This window comes from Vibrio sp. DW001 (assembly GCF_029016285.1).
Taxonomy (GTDB): domain Bacteria; phylum Pseudomonadota; class Gammaproteobacteria; order Enterobacterales; family Vibrionaceae; genus Vibrio.
This window is the reverse complement of the sequence record NZ_CP091975.1, coordinates 1,992,271-2,008,926: the sequence shown is the minus strand read 5'-3', so window position 1 is coordinate 2,008,926 and position 16,656 is coordinate 1,992,271. Positions and strand designations below refer to the sequence as shown.

12 protein-coding genes are annotated in these 16,656 nt (G+C 40.4%); 9 read left to right on the top strand and 3 right to left on the bottom strand.

Translation table 11 applies throughout. The features are described from left to right. Window positions 1-60: 60 nt before the first annotated feature. A complete protein-coding gene (locus L3V77_RS09225) occupies window positions 61-1,470 on the bottom strand; it encodes a PLP-dependent aminotransferase family protein (RefSeq protein WP_275133873.1) in 1,410 nt (469 codons plus the stop codon). A 178-nt stretch (window positions 1,471-1,648) separates the two neighbouring features. Between L3V77_RS09225 and L3V77_RS09220 the strand changes: the two genes are divergently transcribed. Then, window positions 1,649-2,284 carry an alternative oxidase gene (locus L3V77_RS09220; protein WP_275133872.1) on the top strand — a complete coding sequence of 212 codons (636 nt, stop codon included), beginning with the start codon at window positions 1,649-1,651 and terminating at the stop codon, window positions 2,282-2,284. Between the two features lie 62 nt (window positions 2,285-2,346). Continuing rightward, window positions 2,347-2,538: a hypothetical protein gene (locus tag L3V77_RS09215; RefSeq protein WP_275133871.1), complete on the top strand. Its 192-nt coding sequence runs from the start codon at window positions 2,347-2,349 to the stop codon at window positions 2,536-2,538. Window positions 2,539-2,678: 140 nt separating this feature from the next. On the opposite strand, the gene L3V77_RS09210 is transcribed toward L3V77_RS09215, so the two are convergent. Continuing rightward, window positions 2,679-3,164 (bottom strand): VOC family protein, encoded by a 486-nt coding sequence (locus L3V77_RS09210; RefSeq protein WP_275133870.1) that lies wholly within the window; start codon window positions 3,162-3,164, stop codon window positions 2,679-2,681. Between the two features lie 350 nt (window positions 3,165-3,514). On the opposite strand from L3V77_RS09210, the gene L3V77_RS09205 reads away from it, so the two are divergent. The 4 genes from L3V77_RS09205 to L3V77_RS09190 all read left to right on the top strand — a co-directional run bounded on the left by L3V77_RS09205 (window position 3,515) and on the right by L3V77_RS09190 (window position 10,604). Beyond that, window positions 3,515-3,793 (top strand): hypothetical protein, encoded by a 279-nt coding sequence (locus L3V77_RS09205; protein ID WP_275133869.1) that lies wholly within the window; start codon window positions 3,515-3,517, stop codon window positions 3,791-3,793. A gap of 303 nt (window positions 3,794-4,096) precedes the next feature. Further along, window positions 4,097-4,843 (top strand): transporter substrate-binding domain-containing protein, encoded by a 747-nt coding sequence (locus L3V77_RS09200; RefSeq protein ID WP_275133868.1) that lies wholly within the window; start codon window positions 4,097-4,099, stop codon window positions 4,841-4,843. 48 nt (window positions 4,844-4,891) lie between these two features. After that, window positions 4,892-5,407: a GNAT family N-acetyltransferase gene (locus L3V77_RS09195; protein ID WP_275133867.1), complete on the top strand. Its 516-nt coding sequence runs from the start codon at window positions 4,892-4,894 to the stop codon at window positions 5,405-5,407. Window positions 5,408-5,510: 103 nt separating this feature from the next. Beyond that, window positions 5,511-10,604 (top strand): tetratricopeptide repeat protein, encoded by a 5,094-nt coding sequence (locus L3V77_RS09190; protein WP_275133866.1) that lies wholly within the window; start codon window positions 5,511-5,513, stop codon window positions 10,602-10,604. A 117-nt stretch (window positions 10,605-10,721) separates the two neighbouring features. Here the strand turns inward: L3V77_RS09190 and L3V77_RS09185 are convergent, their stop codons facing one another. Beyond that, window positions 10,722-11,462 (bottom strand): sulfite exporter TauE/SafE family protein, encoded by a 741-nt coding sequence (locus L3V77_RS09185; RefSeq protein WP_195703351.1) that lies wholly within the window; start codon window positions 11,460-11,462, stop codon window positions 10,722-10,724. A gap of 346 nt (window positions 11,463-11,808) precedes the next feature. On the opposite strand from L3V77_RS09185, the gene L3V77_RS09180 reads away from it, so the two are divergent. The 3 genes from L3V77_RS09180 (at window position 11,809) to L3V77_RS09170 (ending at window position 16,570) form a co-directional block, all read left to right on the top strand. Next, a complete protein-coding gene (locus tag L3V77_RS09180; RefSeq protein ID WP_275133865.1) occupies window positions 11,809-14,340 on the top strand; it encodes a formate C-acetyltransferase/glycerol dehydratase family glycyl radical enzyme in 2,532 nt (843 codons plus the stop codon). A 54-nt stretch (window positions 14,341-14,394) separates the two neighbouring features. Continuing rightward, on the top strand, window positions 14,395-15,351 hold the full coding sequence (locus L3V77_RS09175) for a glycyl-radical enzyme activating protein (protein ID WP_275133864.1): 957 nt from the start codon (window positions 14,395-14,397) through the stop codon (window positions 15,349-15,351). 466 nt (window positions 15,352-15,817) lie between these two features. Next, a complete protein-coding gene (locus tag L3V77_RS09170; RefSeq protein WP_275133863.1) occupies window positions 15,818-16,570 on the top strand; it encodes a helix-turn-helix transcriptional regulator in 753 nt (250 codons plus the stop codon). Window positions 16,571-16,656 lie beyond the last annotated feature (86 nt).

Sequence of the window (16,656 nt, the reverse complement as noted above, 5' to 3'; positions counted from 1 at the left end):
TCAGGGACGATGAGGTGAACCGTAGTTGTTGTACTTAGCGCACTATGACGACGCCAGAATTTAAATTAATGTCTCTAAAAGCGACCCTAATCGTTTGATTGCCAATATAACGCTGTCAGATATCTCTAGTGAAGCATTCAATCTAAAGCAATGGATGAACTGCTGATTTGTTGCAAACATTTCTCCTGGAGCAATGCTAATATTTTCTTGCAGAGCGAGTCTATAAAGCTCGGTAGCATTAACATGCTCGGGAAGCACAACCCATATAAAATAGCCACCCGTTGAGTAATATGCATTGGCTTCTTTTGGGAAGTGGTCTCGTAATAACTGCCAAGTTTGAAATTTTCTCTGCTCTAACGTTCTCCTCAACTGACGCAAGTGAGTTTCATAATGTCGAGTAGATAAGTAATTAGCGAGTGTTAATTGAACGGGTGCACTTGTGGATAATGTACTCATTAACTGAATCTTCTGAATCTGTAATGCACGAGTTCCTGCGGCTACCCATCCGATACGAAATCCTGCGACGAGCGATTTAGAAAAAGAAGAACAATGTAGAACCATACCCTTGTTGTCATAAGCTTTTGCAGGTCGTGGTTTAGTGCCACCATAGTAGAGCTCGCTGTAAACATCGTCTTCTATCAGATGGACATTGTGCTTTGTAAGTAATTCAACGAGACGAATTTTCTTTTCATCGGATAGCGTAAAACCTAATGGGTTTTGGCAGTTAGTCATTAACCAACATGCTTTAACCTTGTGCGTTTCAAGTGTTTTTTCGAGGGAATCAAGATCGATCCCTTCTTTAGGGTGTGTATTGATAGAAAGCGCGCGTAGGTTCAATCTTTCTAGTGACTGAAGAGCGCTATAGAATGTCGGAGACTCAACGACAACCCAGTCACCGGCTTGTGTTACTGCTTGTAAACTTAAGTTTAGTGCTTCCAGCGCCCCAGCTGTGATCACTATTTCCTCAGGGTTGATATTCATACCTTGAGCGGCATATCGTTTCGCGATTATTTTGCGCAAGGTTTCATTGCCTGGCGGAAGATTATCTAGGGCATGTGACGCGGGCATCTTTCGTGCGGCTTGAATCAAAGACTTGTTGACTTGATTTTGAGGGTAAAGGTTTGGATCTGGATACGCAAATCCAAAATTGGTCATTGTTTTTTTTCGACTGGCTTGCAAGATATCAAATACAAAATCATTGATATCGACAGATTCAGTTATCTGCGGGTCTTTTTGGTGAGATAGGATCGGAAAATCTTCGACCTGAGGCGCAACAATGTAACCTGAACGAGAATGAGACACCACCCAACCCTGATTCGCTAACAATTGGTAGGCATTCATTACCGTCATTAAACTAAGTCCTGATAACTCAGTTTGTTTTCGCAATGATGGGAGTTTACCGCCTATTTCCCAGACGTTGCTCTGAATTTGACTTTTAATCTGTTCTGCAAGCTCTATATATTTAGCCAATGGACTTCACTTAGGTAGTGGTACTTATATTGTCTGTTATACATAATAGTCTAGTTTCTGTATCTATTATAGAACGACGAACCATTGATATAATCGAGCAACGTTAAAAGAGGCTCTGGTTGTACTTATTTTATGATCGAAAGGTACCGACTTGAGCCCATACTTGGTTAATACTGTAATGCAAGATTTTCAACTTACGCACAGAGATGCGACAAAAATTTCAGAGCATGTCGCTTATCGAATAACTCAATACCTTAAGTTTTTACTTAATTTATTCTATGGGGACAAATATGCTAAACGTGCGGTGATTTTAGAAACCATTGCAGCGGTACCGGGAATGGTTGCGGGTATGTTCAACCATCTTAAAGCGCTACGAAGAATGAAAGATGACCAAGGATGGATTAAAGAGCTATTAGATGAAGCAGAAAATGAGAGGATGCATTTAATGATTTTCTTGAATATTGCGAAACCAAGCTGGATAGAAAGATTATTGGTTTTAATAGGGCAGGCTGTTTTCATTGTTTTGTACAGTACAATCTATATTTTATCGTCAAAAATCGCTCATAGAATAGTCGGGTATTTTGAAGAAGAGGCATGTAAAAGCTATACAGAATACTTAGCACGAATTGATGAAGGAAAGGTAGAAAACATATCTGCGCCTCAAATGGCAATTGATTACTACCAGTTACCCTCAGATGCGAAGTTGAGAGATGTTATTTTAAAAATCCGTGAAGACGAAGCAAAACACCGAGATAGAAATCATGAATTTGCGGATTGTTATCAAAGTAAAAACCTACCAGAGCACCAATATTAACTTACTGATTATCTATTAGTTGGAAGTCATCGATCTCAATATTTTAATTGGAGAGTATAAGAATGAATAGTGTTAAGAAAGAAATGCGTCTATTTGCCATTGCCGGTGCTGTCATCGTTTTAAACGTTGGAGCGCACCTATTGGGTGCCAAGATATTCGTTAATGCGCCTATGACAGAAATAACGCTAGCCTCCGTTCCTTTCCTTATGTTGTTTTTAGGTTGGTTGGGCGTAAGGATTGCGGCAAAAGAGTAGATCATCAAACGACTAAGCCAGACCCAGTAAAAATAGGATTAAGAACGACGTCTTTTGATTGGATAGGGAACCCGTTGATTTGGTGTAGAAAGGATTGTCAAAAAGCCAATCCTTTTCTTAGTTTAATTTACGACGTTAGATTACTCGTAATCTGCAGCGTAAGTTTCTTCATAAGTGTGCGAGTACAGTTCGAATAGATTACCAAACGGGTCTTCTAGGTAAACCATCTGCGCTTTATTGTTATCGTCTTCAGGGTGGTATCGCATAATGTCCATGCGTACTTTTCCGCCAAATTCTTCAGTACGCTTAATCACACCGTGGAAATCATCGGTTTGAAGACAGAAGTGAAAAATACCAATACGAGAGAAATCGACGTCGTGGCGCTCTTGACGTTCCTTCATTTCAAACAACTCGAACCCAATACCGTCATTGGTCAGTAAATGAGCGATGTTAAAACCTTTAAAGCCTTCCCCGAAAACGGCAATACACATGCGGCCAATTGCGGTTTCGCGCTCTTCCGTTACTTTCGTATTGTTCATCACGATTTCTAAACCTAACGCCCTTGTGTAAAACTCAACCGCTTTATCCATATTGCCGACCATGATACCAACGTGATTCATTTTCATAAATTTCTCCAGTAATCCAATTATTCGTTTCGTTTCGTGTTTCGATGAGAAGAGTATATGGAAGAATTGCTATTAATAAAAATTATCATAACTTATTAAGATAATAATTATATGTTATTGATATGGTTATTTACTAACGTTGAGCTTTATACATAACCAACCCTTTTTTAAACAACATCGTATGTGTCCGAAACTCAATGTCATTCGACAAATAGGCATTTTTTCCATATTTGTGACGGCAATATAAGATTTTGATAATTTACAAGGTAGAATCGCGACGTATTAATTATAAGTAATTGACTATTAAGTTAATTACTTATAATTGTGATGTTTAAATGACGGAAAAAGAAATGCCAAGATATCAATTTTTCACGTTTCCAAATAATCAAATTACGGATTTTACCTATTTGGAAACCATTTCAGAGTATTACCAAGCGGACAAACTCGCTTTGATCGATCAGAATTTTGAACTCGATGGGGGTCCAATTACAGCCGCAACGTCCGTTGATGCTATTAAGAAATACAACCGTGATTTTTCCCGAATTAGCCAAGAACAAGTCAAGATGAGTTTATCTTACGTATTGATTGAGGGAGTCATTGCCTTATGGAAGTGGATACGAAATAAGTGATCGAGTTTAATAAAACCTAGCAAGTCCGTTAGACGATAGTTGCGTTTATATCATTAATCTATCAATAGCCGATTTTTATTCATTGTGTCGAATAAGATAATTTGCAGCAGCTAAGAAGGTCTTACTCCAATACAACTTAGTTTTTTACAATGATGACCTTGACAATCTATGTCATAAAACGGTTACAAATCACAGAAGATCATTTGATCTGTTGTGCGTATTGTATAAACTACAATCTTATCAATGCAGTTGGTGAATAAGGTGGTAATCCGCATTCACTTAATTCTTACTAAAGGGATTGTAATGAAGCTCCTGCTAAATAATTTAAAATTGGCCATTGTCATATTGGCTTCTACTTTCTCCTATGCCAGCGTCGCAGACACGTTACGCGTAATGTTACACACTGGTTCTTTTCCTCCGTACTTTTTTAATGAAGACGACGCTCGAACAGGAACAATCAAAGATATATTCAAAGCCCTGTCTCAAGAAACAGGCGATACTATTGAGTATGTAAGGGTTCCTTTTAATCGCGCACTTCACCTGTTCGAGACTGGCGAATTACATATTGAACCGATGACAAACCCCGCCTATAGAAGCGACTCTAGTGTTCCAGGTATTTACAGCATCCCATTTGCAGTGGCGGATGAAATTATTTTGTTTAATAAAGAGAGTTATGTACAGGTAGATTCTCAGGAAGATTTATTAGGTGAAACTATAGGCGTCGTGAAGGGTTACTATTATCCCAAGTATACTCCTTACTTTGAAGACGGACGTATCGGTTCTTATCCTGTCAAAAATGAAAATAAGTTAATCCAACTGTTGGTGGCAGGTCGTCTTTCTCAAGTACTTATGAACAAAGATTTTGCTCAATATCAGGTCACGAGTCAGCATTTAGAAGACAAAGCTGTTCTAAGTAAACCTTACCATTCATTGGATATGATGATCCGTTTTCATCCAACAAAGAAAGCAGCGGTTATTCGGTTCAACAAGGCGATTGTTAAACTTAAAAAAGAAGGCGTCATCGACGGAATCTACGATAAATACCGTTGATATAATGTCTCGGTATAAAGTCGACTATTAAGCGTTAGGATAGCGATAATGGAAATATCACTGCACTTAGTTCGCCAGAAAGACGCCGAAGCACTTTTGAAATTTGAAGTCGATAATAAACGTTGGTTTGAAGAACATGTCCCTTCCCGTGAAGACCGTTTCTATTCCCTTTCAGGCGTTAAACAGCAGATCTCGGATTTCTTGATAGAGTATGATAATGGTCTGATGTATCCAATGTTGATAAAAAATGATATTGGCACTATCTGTGGACGTATAAATTTACATCGTATAGATGATAAACGCGAACACGGAGAAATGGGGTATAGGATTGGAAGATCTTATACATCTCAGGGTGTGGCCTCTAGTGCGGTCAGAAAACTGCTAACTCTGCTAACAAAAACATCAGGGCTTAAATACGTAAACGCGATTGCACTTGTGAGTAACGTTGGGTCAAATAAAATTTTAACTAAGAATGGTTTTCATCTTGTTCAAAGACAGTGCAACTACACTGAATTAAATGGCCATATGGAAGATGCGAATCAATACCAAAGAGTGTTATCCTAACTTTTCACCGTTTCTAAAGACTTATCTTCAATTCCACATAGTAATTCTTCACATATTTGAGTAAGTTAGCCCTTGAATAGGCAGTTTTAGGGTTGGTCATTTAATGAGAAAAACAAAGTTATATAGTAATTATGTTAGCGATCTGGAAAGAGCGGTCTCTACTCCGTTACTGATAGAACTTTCTAGCACAGACCTGAACAGTTTCATTGATAATGAGCAAACCACTGCCGACACGAGTGGTGTCGCTCTGTTTTCTGCTCAGAGTGTGTTTAACCACAAACTAAGTAATAGTGATAAAACCAACGTTATCGTTATCAGTGCAAACGGCGATGACCCATCTGAATTTGTCATTCTTGAAGCCCTGATGCAGTTGCTCCGCAATGACCTGAAAAATATTGCTAATGTACAGGTGATCAAACAGACGATAAAGGCCGGCGTTACACTTGGAACCAGTGGATTACTGAACGATTTTGCCGGGGGCTTTTTAGACAAAGGTGTGGATTTCATATTTAACGAAATCGGCGATGCTTTTAGTTCTTCTATTATCGATTCGGCTCAGGAGCATCTTGATCTGAGTGGTTTTTTGCTGGATAGAGTGGAATCGGTGCTTCAAGACACGTCCAGTGCAGGGCTCGGTGGAATAATGGCTCATCACCTAGAGAACCATGAGCTGTTCTTGTCCACTGAAGCGAAGCGAGAACTGCATAAGCTGTTTAAAACATTTTCGCAAAGCGAAGAACACAACATATTTCCGTTGGCGTTTAAATTACTTTTGGCCGTCTCTGTTGGTGAGTCCAAACTCATTTATATCAACAACCCACACAAGCTAGATGATAACTCACTGGCTCTGTTATCTTTGGTTGTTTCCTATGCTAAGTACCTAAATGAAAAAGATAAAAGCTTGGGTCTTTCCATAGTATATCAATATAGTGACGAAAATTTTCAGCCTTACCAAAAGGTGGAACAATCGCTTCAATCCAAGAAAGAGCTGCTAGACGATCAACGGCGATTTGCTCAACGTTATGCGATTTTGGAGCGTCCGAGTAGTGATATCCCAACGATTGCGGTGAAATCTTCTCTGTTTATTGGTCGACAAGACGAGCTAATTACTCTCAATCAACGCTTTCGTTCAAAAAACAGTGACAAGCAATTACTGGGTACTAAGCAACAAGCAGTCGTGACTAATAGAATCGCGATAATTGCAGGCGACCCCGGTATTGGCAAGACGGCCCTAGTCAATCAACATATCAAAGAAATTCAAAAGCAAGGAGAGATTATTTCGCTAAGGCTAGTGAATGAAGTAGGACATCAATCTATGAACACTGGCCTGAGTTCATTGGAAAAAAGTATCCTTAGCGAAGCCCCTAGGCTTGAACTTATGCGGGACTGGAAAGATAAGGGAATAGGGTTAATTAAAAAAGCAGCTAGCCCTGAAGGTGCGCTCAAGGTTATTGGCGCTATTCTTAACGGCGCAGAGGAAGTGGTTCATGTTGGTCAGGCTGCGAGAGAACGGCTATTGGTTGATGACCGAATAGATAAGGTACTTGGCAATGACTTTGGTTCGATAGATAACGTTCATCAACAGAGCAAGGAAAAGAAATTTTCGGTGCTGGATGCCGCAATACTTAAGCTACAGCAGATAAACAGCCATGCTCTTCCTTTGGTTATTTTTGTTGATGATCTGCAATGGATAGATGAAATCTCGGCTGAATATTTATCTACTCGACTTCTAAGTATGGCCGATGTTTATCTTATCGCCACAATACGGCCCAGCGATGCCGCGACAGTATTGCAAAGACAAAGCGCCGCGGGCTATGAAAAGCCATTTACCCAGTCACTATTTAAAAAGGCAGCTGTCGCGGGAAGTGAGAAGGTTAAACTTGTCAGTAATCTTGCCTCTCACGCCTGTACCAATATTCATTTAACTGGCCTTAATCGAGCATCGCTAGCTGAACTGATGGCTAAAGTGATACAAGGCGAGAAAACGCAAATAGAGACCTTGTCTGAACAGGTGGTAACAAAGCTAACGGATTCCGAGTCTAAAACGGTGAATACATTGTTTGCCGTAGAAACGATTAATATTCTATGTGATGACAAGTTTCATGAAGGATCGCAACTGACTAGGTTGATAATAAACAAACCGCTGCGAATTAACCCACAGGTTGGCGAGCTCGATGCAGTAATAAAAAAGACTTTTATTGCACTTGAACAGAAACATAAAGCCTCACTTTCACACTATACAAATGCCAAAGATTTCCATTCGTTTAACCTAATGGCTTACGCAGTGCTTGAGGAAAGGCTTCATCTATTAAGGCAATACTTCTCTGAATTTGGCACGACAGCGGTGAGTACGCTGCTATTCTCGTCAGTGATGGGTACGCCGTTTTCTTCAGCATTAGTAAAAAACTCTTTAGCGGCCCTTGCCGCTTCCAATGCTCCAGAATTAGCCCCGTTGAAAACGCACCTACTTGAAGGCGGTAGCGATTCGAGCTTGAACGAAGAGCACTACGTTATTATTGAAGAAGTGTACGAAATTCTAAAGCGCTATATGGGAGAACAAGGCAAGTATCAGTACCGCCATGCTCTATTACATACATTCCTAACGATGCAATTCGACTATTTGGTGCAGGATAGATTCGCCGACGAAATCGAAGCGGCGACAGACACCATGTATAGAATCATTCTGGACGTGGTAGAGGTGCAGCATAAAGCTCAGCCATTCTACAATAAAGCGATAGACAGTTTGGACAGTGCAGATACCTCGGAGCGCTTGTTTTATCAGACGGTCGAGTCGTCTATTGCGAAAAGAGCAAAGCAAAGTGCTAAATCAGGCTGGGTAAGAATCTCCTACAAAAAATCAATGGCACTAGCTATCTCATTAAGCGCCGTTAATCGTATAGAAGAGGCGATAGTATTAGAAGAAGAGTTACTTGCAGTATGCGAAGAAGGGTATCAACACGATAAAGATGCATGGGTAAATGAGTACAGAGAAACGCTAACGTTATTGGCCTCTTCTTATGAAGATGTGGGCAATTTTTCTAAGGCCATCTCGTTACATAAGAAGGCGTTGTCCCTCACTGAAAAAACTATAGACAGTGTGAGTGAGTTAGATGCAGTGGTTCAATCTAATCTTGCTACTTGCTACATTAGTGCGGGCCGTATTGAGGAGTCGCTAAGGATTGTAGCGTCGCTTATACCTTTATTAAAACGTAACTATGAAAGCCTTTTGGGCACATGGGGTCAGCTGTATGTTAGCAACCTACTCAGTCAGGCCTACTCATTCAAAAAGCTAAACCGTTTTAATGATGCGATTGCCTTAGAGGAGATCGCTCTATCTATCTGTAAGCGAGAGTATGAAATCGCAGAATCAGAGTGGGAACGATATTACATTACCTGTATGGGTAATTTGGGCAGTTCATATGTCACCTTGGGACGCATTGACGAGGCAATCAAAATAGAGCAACAAGCGTTAAAAGTGACGGAAGCTTGCTATCACCGTGCTCCAAGATTATGGAAAAAGGATTACCTTACCCGCCTTGTTAATTTGGCGGCAACGCTAAAAAAAACAGATCGTGTCGATGACGCTATCAGTATGGAACAACAAGCTTATGTGATCAGTGAAGTCGAATATGATAAGACGCCAATGGTGTGGATTGAATATCATACTCAGATAATGACCAATCTTGCCAGCTCCTATAATCAAACTGGCCGAGCAGATGAAGCGATTGCTCTGAACAAAGAGGTATTAGCGATTCTAAAGGTGGAGGCGACAGACTCACCGAAAGTGTGGTCAAAAAGTTACGTTAATATCTTGAATAACCTCGCCGTATCCTATATCTCTGTAAGCCAGATAGAACAAGCTATCGTATTACAAGAAACGGCTCATTCAATAAGCAGTAAAGAATATGATAAGGCCCCCAAACTTTGGGTAGAAGAGCATGTTACTGCGCTTTCTGGTCTGGCGAGCGCTTACAAAAAAAACACCCAATATGAATTGGCCATCGAGTTGGAGCAAGAGGCACTGCGCATCGTCCTCCAAGAAGCTGTTACTCAGCCAGCGGCGTGGCTTGAAAAAAAGGTTAGTATCAATAGAAACCTAGCGGTCTCTTATGGGAAAGTTGGCCGCTGTGAAGAAGCCATTGCAATAGAAGAAGACCTACTGCGTCAGATCGAAGAACAATATAACCATGACTCGAAAGTTTGGGCCGTAGATTATGTAATCAGCCTGTCAAATCTGGCCTCGTCTTACAAAAAGCAAGGTCACCTTAACGATGCGATTGCCCTAGAGGAGAGAGCATTAGAAATAACCAGAGCTGAATGCCAACAATCGCCCAAAGAGTGGGCAAAGTATCACGCTGAAGTTCTAGCGAATCTGGCTTATTCCTATAGCGAATCAGAAAACGTAGCTGAAGCGATCTTTCTATCATGTGAAGCCGTTAAGCTTACTAGTATTGAATATGAAAAGGCACCGAGCTTATGGGCCTATAGTTACGTTAATAGCCTAGATAGCCTTTCTATGTGCTACCTCGCCATTGACCAAGTTGAGAAGGCAATGTCTTGCGCGGAAAAAGCACTAAAAGTTACAGAGATTGAACGCGATATATCACAGAATGTATGGGAGCGGAGCTACGCAACCAGCCTTAGCAACCTAGCAACCTGCTATAAAAAAGGCGATCGGCTAGAAGAGGCAATAATCACCGAGCGAAAAGCCTTATGGATAAGACGCGTGGCAAGTGAGAAAGAACCGGGGCGTTGGGGTGAGGAATTCGCTTACTGTTTAGATGCGCTCGCCAATCTATATATGCAGGTCGATCGTGAAGAAGAGGCACTATCCCTAAACAAAAAGGCGTTAGAAATCGTTGACCTAATTGAGAAAAACAAATCAGAGGGGAGAGCTGTAACATGGGACCAATTTGATTTTGATGATGCATTGTTAAGTGATACGAAACACATCAGTCATTATCGCCGTTGGATAAGTCGTGTTTACGTTGTATTTAGCTGGATGTTTGGTGTGCTTTTTTTTATTGCTGTCTTTGGCGCGGTATCATCAGGTGAACCTAAAATGGCTCTGATATGTTCAGCTATAGCGGTGTTACTCTTGCCACCATTAAGAAAACTGGCTTATCGCTTTACTAAGCGTGAGTTGTCATTCATCAATAGGGTGGTAATGGTTTTGGTGTTACTTGCCTTGCTGTAATTTTAAAAAGCTAAGCCTCTACTGGCGAGTCAACATCGACTCGCCTAAACCAGAACATTAAACAACAGTAAACATCTCAAGCTTCTTTTCGCTAGTTATCATTTGTGACAAAATTGATCAAAAATGGACATTTTTAAACACTAAAGCACAACCCATGAACAACAAAAAGCAGTGCACTATATGGTGGTAGTTTATTTTGTATTTTTGCAAGAAATGATACCCAATCATGCCTCCTGTCAAACCAATCGCAAAGGCTGGCATCGCAGACATCACATGCGACAACACTTCATCCGTAATAAGTCCTTCATTCCAAAAACTGATGTTGGCACCAATCATTTGTAGCATGAAAAAGAAGGCCAAAGTGGATTTTATCTGATCAGCGCTCCAAGGCTGCATTGAGGTGTAGGCAATCACCGGTGGCCCCGATTCACCGACACTTGCACCCAGCATTCCTGAGGTAAAACCTGCTCCGAGAGTAATGGGTATTGAGGTTTTCTTGAATAGGGGTTTAGTTGAGCGCATTGAATGCAAGCTTGAAGCGATCAACACTGCACCCATGGTGAGTAGAATGTATTGCGACGGCAAACTAGCCAGTAGTTTAGCACCTACGAATGAGGCTGGAATCGAGCCAACGAAAAGGATCAACCCTGTCTTGTGCTGGATCGAGTGACGCATTTTCCACACGATAGGAAATGTCACTAGCCAACCAAATATGCCAGCAATGGGTACGGCGGTTTGGGCACCTACGATAAGTGAAAGTAGCGGTACCGATACTAATGCAGAGCCAAACCCGGTCAATCCTTGGGTAAATCCGGCCAATGCAATGATCATCGAAACTAATATGATGGTGGTGTCCATGTTCCTTCCTAAAAAAAAGCGATAGTTCGCCTTATGGTTGAATCTAGTGAATGTGATATCACTGAAATACGATGAATGGTTTTCTCTGCAAACGCTCTTCCGTGTCAAACGAACCGACAGGAAATGCACGGACACTATAGACTGAACAAATATAATAACCATTACCTCTGTCACATAATGTCGTTTTTTGTCTATTTAGTTTCGATTTGTGACATTTCTCTCGGATGGAGATGAAGCGTGTCGTATAATGAACCTATTCATTCTGGGGAAGTAATGTCCAGTTCATTACGAGAGAACTCCATCGATTTGACAATTAATTCAGTTTTATACATTTAAGAGGTAAACAATGGACAACTTCCAGGTGGATAAGGAGAGTTTGCATAAAATGAATGCAATTGCTCATACTTTGGCGCGAGGAACAGAAGACTTTGATAAGGTTTATGGGTTGGGCTATGAGGTTGGTCATGAAGATTGGTCACCGTACCCAAGGGTAAATAAATTACGACAGACTTTCCTTGATAGGCCTTATGAGATTGATGTAGAACGATTGCGCCTCGTCACGCAAGCGTATAAAACTCATGAAGCGGTACCGCGTATTCTTCAATGTGCATACGCCTTTGAAAATATTCTTCTTAACACAACAATACATGTATACGATGACGAACTAATCGTAGGTGAAATTGCTGCTCCAGCCAAAGCTTCCCCCATTTATCCTGAGTTTTCTGTCGATTGGATTATTGATGAAATATTGAACTCTCCATTTGAAGAACGGACAAACGACCAGTTTTATATCCGTGATGATGAAGACAGGGCAGAAATTCTAGCGCTTTGCGAATATTGGAAAGGAAAAAGTGCGAATGAGATAATTACAGCCCATCTTGATGACGACCAAAAGAAAGGGTCTCATATGGGTGAAAAGGTATTCCAGACAAACAACTATCATTTTGCTGGAATTGGCCATTTCGCCATGGATTTTAATAAACTAATGACACTTGGTTACGATGGTGTTTTAGAACAAGCAAAAACGTCGTTTGCCAAGCTATCTAAGCAAGACCCAGATTTCAGTGACAAAAGAGACTATTACAAGGCCACTATCATCACCTTGCAAGCAGCCATAACATATATCACACGTTATGCCAAACTCGCCGACGAATTGGCTACCGATGAGGTCGATATAAATAGAAAGCAAGAACTGAAAGATATGTCGGCAAACTGTTATCAAATTGCAGGCGGTGTACCTCAGAGCTTCTGGCAAGCTGTTCAGTTATTCAATTTTGCAGTCACGTTGACTCAGATCGAAGGTAACGGCCATTCAATTTCATATGGGCGTATGGATCAGTGGTTATATCCATTCTATGAGAATGACATAAAAGAACGTCCAGTCTCGAAAACGTTTATTCTAGAGTTGATTGAAGTGCTTTATGTAAAAATAAATAATCCAACCAAACTGAAAGACAAAGGTACCGTAAAAGTACGAAATGGCCGTGGTTTTGGTGGGGAAAGTTTAACTATTGGTGGGGTTGACACAAATGGTCATGACGCTACCAATGACCTAACAATGCTTATATTAGAAGCTTCTGTACATACTCGAATGATGAATCCTTGGGTCTGTTTGCGTTTACATGAAAATACACCCTATGAGTTAAAGATAAAAACGATTGAGTGTATTAGAGCAGGTTACGGGCACCCGAAACTATTTAATGACGGCCCTGCAACGAAAGCTATGCTAGCGAAAGGTGTCACATTAACAGAAGCGAGGGATTACGCAGTTGTAGGTTGTGTAGAACCAGCGATCCCTGGCAAAGAGCATGGTTGGCTTGATGCAGGTTATGTGAACACAGCCAAAATGATGGAGATGGTGATCAATGGTGGTCGCATCTTATCTGGACCTGACGCGGGAAAACAACTCGGTCCCGATACAGGTAGTCTAGAAACGTATAACTCGTTTGAAGAGGTATTGGAAAGCGTTGATAAGCAATTTGCTTATTGGTGTGACCAATTATGTAGTTGTTTAAACGTGACCGATAAGATCCATCGAATGGTCAAGCCTACACCTTATATTTCAGCTTTTTTTGAAGGCTGTATTGAATCGGGTAAAGACATGACTTACGGGGGCGCAAAATACAATGGAACAGCGCCACAAGCCGCGGGCATTGCAACCTGTGCCGATTCACTTTCTACTATTAAAAAGTTGGTCTTCGACGATAAGAAGTATACCGGTCAGGAATTACTAGAGGCCATAAAGAACAATTGGCAGGGATATGAAAAGCTTTATGCACTCGTTAATAGTTCTAAGATTCCTCATTACGGCAACGATATAGACGAGGCCGATGACCTATTTTCATTTATGTTTGAATGCTATTGCCGTCATATTAAAGGCCGTAAAAATCCGCGTGGTGGTCAGTTTAGTCCGGGCGTCTATACAGTGAATGCAAACGTTGGCATGGGGTTGTATACCAACGCCACGTTAGATGGACGTAAAAATGAAGAACCTATTTCTGACAACATGGGGCCGGTTCATACTGCGGGTGGTTCTCACGATATTTATGGGCCAACAGCCATTGTTAACTCTGTGACAAAAGTTGACCATAGCCTCGCGACCAACGGTACTCTGTTAAATCTTCGATTCCCTGAAGATGCAGTTTCTGGTGTGGAAGGTCGAGATATCTTGGTCAGTTTTATTGATGAATATATCGCCAAACAAGGTATGCATGTTCAATTCAACATTATGAGCTCAGAAAAAATGAGAGCGGCACAAAAAAATCCTGAAATGTATGCGGACATGCTTGTGCGTGTAGCAGGATACAGTGCCTATTTTGTTGAGCTTGGCAAACCATTGCAAGATGACCTAATTCATCGAACTGAGCTTAGGTTTTGATCAATAAAGTGGACGAGAATTCGTCCACTTTTAAATAATATATTGAGGTTGAAAGTGTCAAACCTAGGAACTGTACTTAACGTGCAGCGTTTTACTTTACATGATGGTCCAGGCATTCGTACTGAGTTTTTTTTAAAAGGGTGTCCACTAAGATGTGATTGGTGTGGTAACCCGGAAAGTTTTAATCGGCATATTGAGGTTGGCGTTTATCAGAATAAATGTATCTCCAGTCAAAAATGTGGTTCATGTAAAGAGGTTTGTCACGACCCTAAGATGTTGATTTTTTCGGGCTCGAAGCTTGAAGTAATAGACCGCAATAAATGCACTAGCTGTCTTGGTTGTTCTGATGAGTGTCCGTCTGAAGCAATCAAGCAGTGGGGTAAATCCATGTCGGTCGATGAGTGCATGAAAGTCATCTTAAAAGACAAAGGATTTTATGAGCGTTCAGGAGGAGGCGTAACTGTTTCCGGTGGTGAACCTTTGCTCCAAAGTGATTTTGTTTTAGCGCTATTTAAGGCATGTAAACAAGAGGGTATCCACACCTGTATAGAGTCAAGCCTCTATTCCAACTGGAATCAAATTGAAAAACTACTTCCCTATACCGACCTCTTTATTTCAGACATAAAACTTATGGATAGAAACCGACATAAAAAACACACCGGCGTTGATAACCAAAAGATATTAAACAACCTGAAACAGCTGTCTAAAACTGATAAAGAAGTTATATTGAGAATTCCAGTCATCCCGACGGTTAATGATGACGTTGATAACATAAATGCGACGGCGAACTTTATTGTAGATGAGATGCTTGGAAAGGTTAAAACGTTGCAGCTTCTGAGTTTTATGCGCCTCGGTGAAGAGAAATATGAATCGTTAGGGCTACCCTACAAAATGAGAGACCTCAATTTTGACAGGGTCGAGTTTCAACATCGAGTGGATAATATTGCCGAGTATTTTATTCAACAAGGAATACATTGCTTGGTTGGTACAAAAGAAAAGGAAGCAATGTAAACATATCAATTCTATGACCTATAAAGATGGAGCATTACACTGGTCGGCTTTAGTCAGACGCTACATGACTTGCCGATGCCGGTATTTCCTTTATTTCAGGTTGCTAATTTGAATGCTCTGGAACACCATGCTTAAGGCATTATACAAAAATTAACGTACTCTATGAGTATATTTATTATACCTATAGCAGTGTAACGCCGAGAAATAAGGCATAAATTAAGAGCCAATAAATAACTTTTTTGGGTATTATAATTCTATTACTTTGCAAACTTCTGTTTATCTCTAATCTGTTTTGTTCCTGATATGTTCTCCTGTGAAGCACAGGAATGTAGTCGTGATAATTATTCATAAAATCTTCCGCCATATTTTTTATAAGAGTCTTATAAAGACCATAACCATACAAGTTGTATGATTAATAGATCAAAATATGATACTTTGGTGACCATCTAAAGGTACTTGGAGTGTTATGAATAATCTAAATGAAACCATTTGTTCGCTGCTCAAAAAGCGTCTAAAAAAGGTAGGGTTATCATATCGAGATGTTGCAGAACATATGGGTATATCAGAAGTGAGTGTTAAAAGGTTACTCAATCAACAGCAACCAATGTCTATTGGCCGAATTTCTGAGATGTCATTGCTTGTTCAAGAGCCACTGTCATCCATTATCTCAGAAGCTGAAAAGGCCATAGCGAGTGTTCCAAGTTTCAATTCACAGCAAGACAAAGTATTTTGTGAACGACCGGAGTTGTACACCATATTTGTGGAAATAGTGTATGAAAGCGCATCGTCACATGAACTAATAGAAAAATTTGGATTAGACGAACCGTCTCTATACCTATATTTACGTCGACTAGAAGACATTGATTTAATCGAAATTACGTCAGGATTACAGTTCAGACTCTTGGTTCCGAAACATATTTCCTTTGACGAATCTGCTCGATTTCCGATGTTTTTTAAAAACCAAATAATCGATGGTCTAAAACAAAAAATTCAGTGGATTGATGCAGATAAAAATGAAGCTTACTTCATTACCGCTAAGTTTCGGCTTACTGAAGATGAGTTTGTTCAATATAATCTGAGACTAGAAGATCTCATGCAAGAGGTTTTAAAGTTTAGCCAAAGCAGAGATTCGACAACAATTAATACGAGTGAATATACCATTGTAGATATGGGCGCGAAGGGAAGATTTCACCCAGAGCATAAGAAACCTCAAAAATGAGGTGATATCATCAATAAACACTGTAAAGAAGCGTGAGTCGGTTACCCAATAATAGAAAATGCCCTTGATGAATCTAGCTTGGTCGA

Coding starts and splice junctions, on each gene's coding strand:
- L3V77_RS09195 (WP_275133867.1), top strand. CDS start 4,892: ATGGAAATATCACTGCACTTAGTTCGCCAGAAAGACGCCGAAGCACTT.
- L3V77_RS09185 (WP_195703351.1), bottom strand. CDS start 11,462: ATGGACACCACCATCATATTAGTTTCGATGATCATTGCATTGGCCGGA.
- L3V77_RS09215 (WP_275133871.1), top strand. CDS start 2,347: ATGAATAGTGTTAAGAAAGAAATGCGTCTATTTGCCATTGCCGGTGCT.
- L3V77_RS09180 (WP_275133865.1), top strand. CDS start 11,809: ATGGACAACTTCCAGGTGGATAAGGAGAGTTTGCATAAAATGAATGCA.
- L3V77_RS09190 (WP_275133866.1), top strand. CDS start 5,511: ATGAGAAAAACAAAGTTATATAGTAATTATGTTAGCGATCTGGAAAGA.
- L3V77_RS09205 (WP_275133869.1), top strand. CDS start 3,515: ATGCCAAGATATCAATTTTTCACGTTTCCAAATAATCAAATTACGGAT.
- L3V77_RS09210 (WP_275133870.1), bottom strand. CDS start 3,164: ATGAAAATGAATCACGTTGGTATCATGGTCGGCAATATGGATAAAGCG.
- L3V77_RS09200 (WP_275133868.1), top strand. CDS start 4,097: ATGAAGCTCCTGCTAAATAATTTAAAATTGGCCATTGTCATATTGGCT.
- L3V77_RS09170 (WP_275133863.1), top strand. CDS start 15,818: ATGAATAATCTAAATGAAACCATTTGTTCGCTGCTCAAAAAGCGTCTA.
- L3V77_RS09220 (WP_275133872.1), top strand. CDS start 1,649: ATGCAAGATTTTCAACTTACGCACAGAGATGCGACAAAAATTTCAGAG.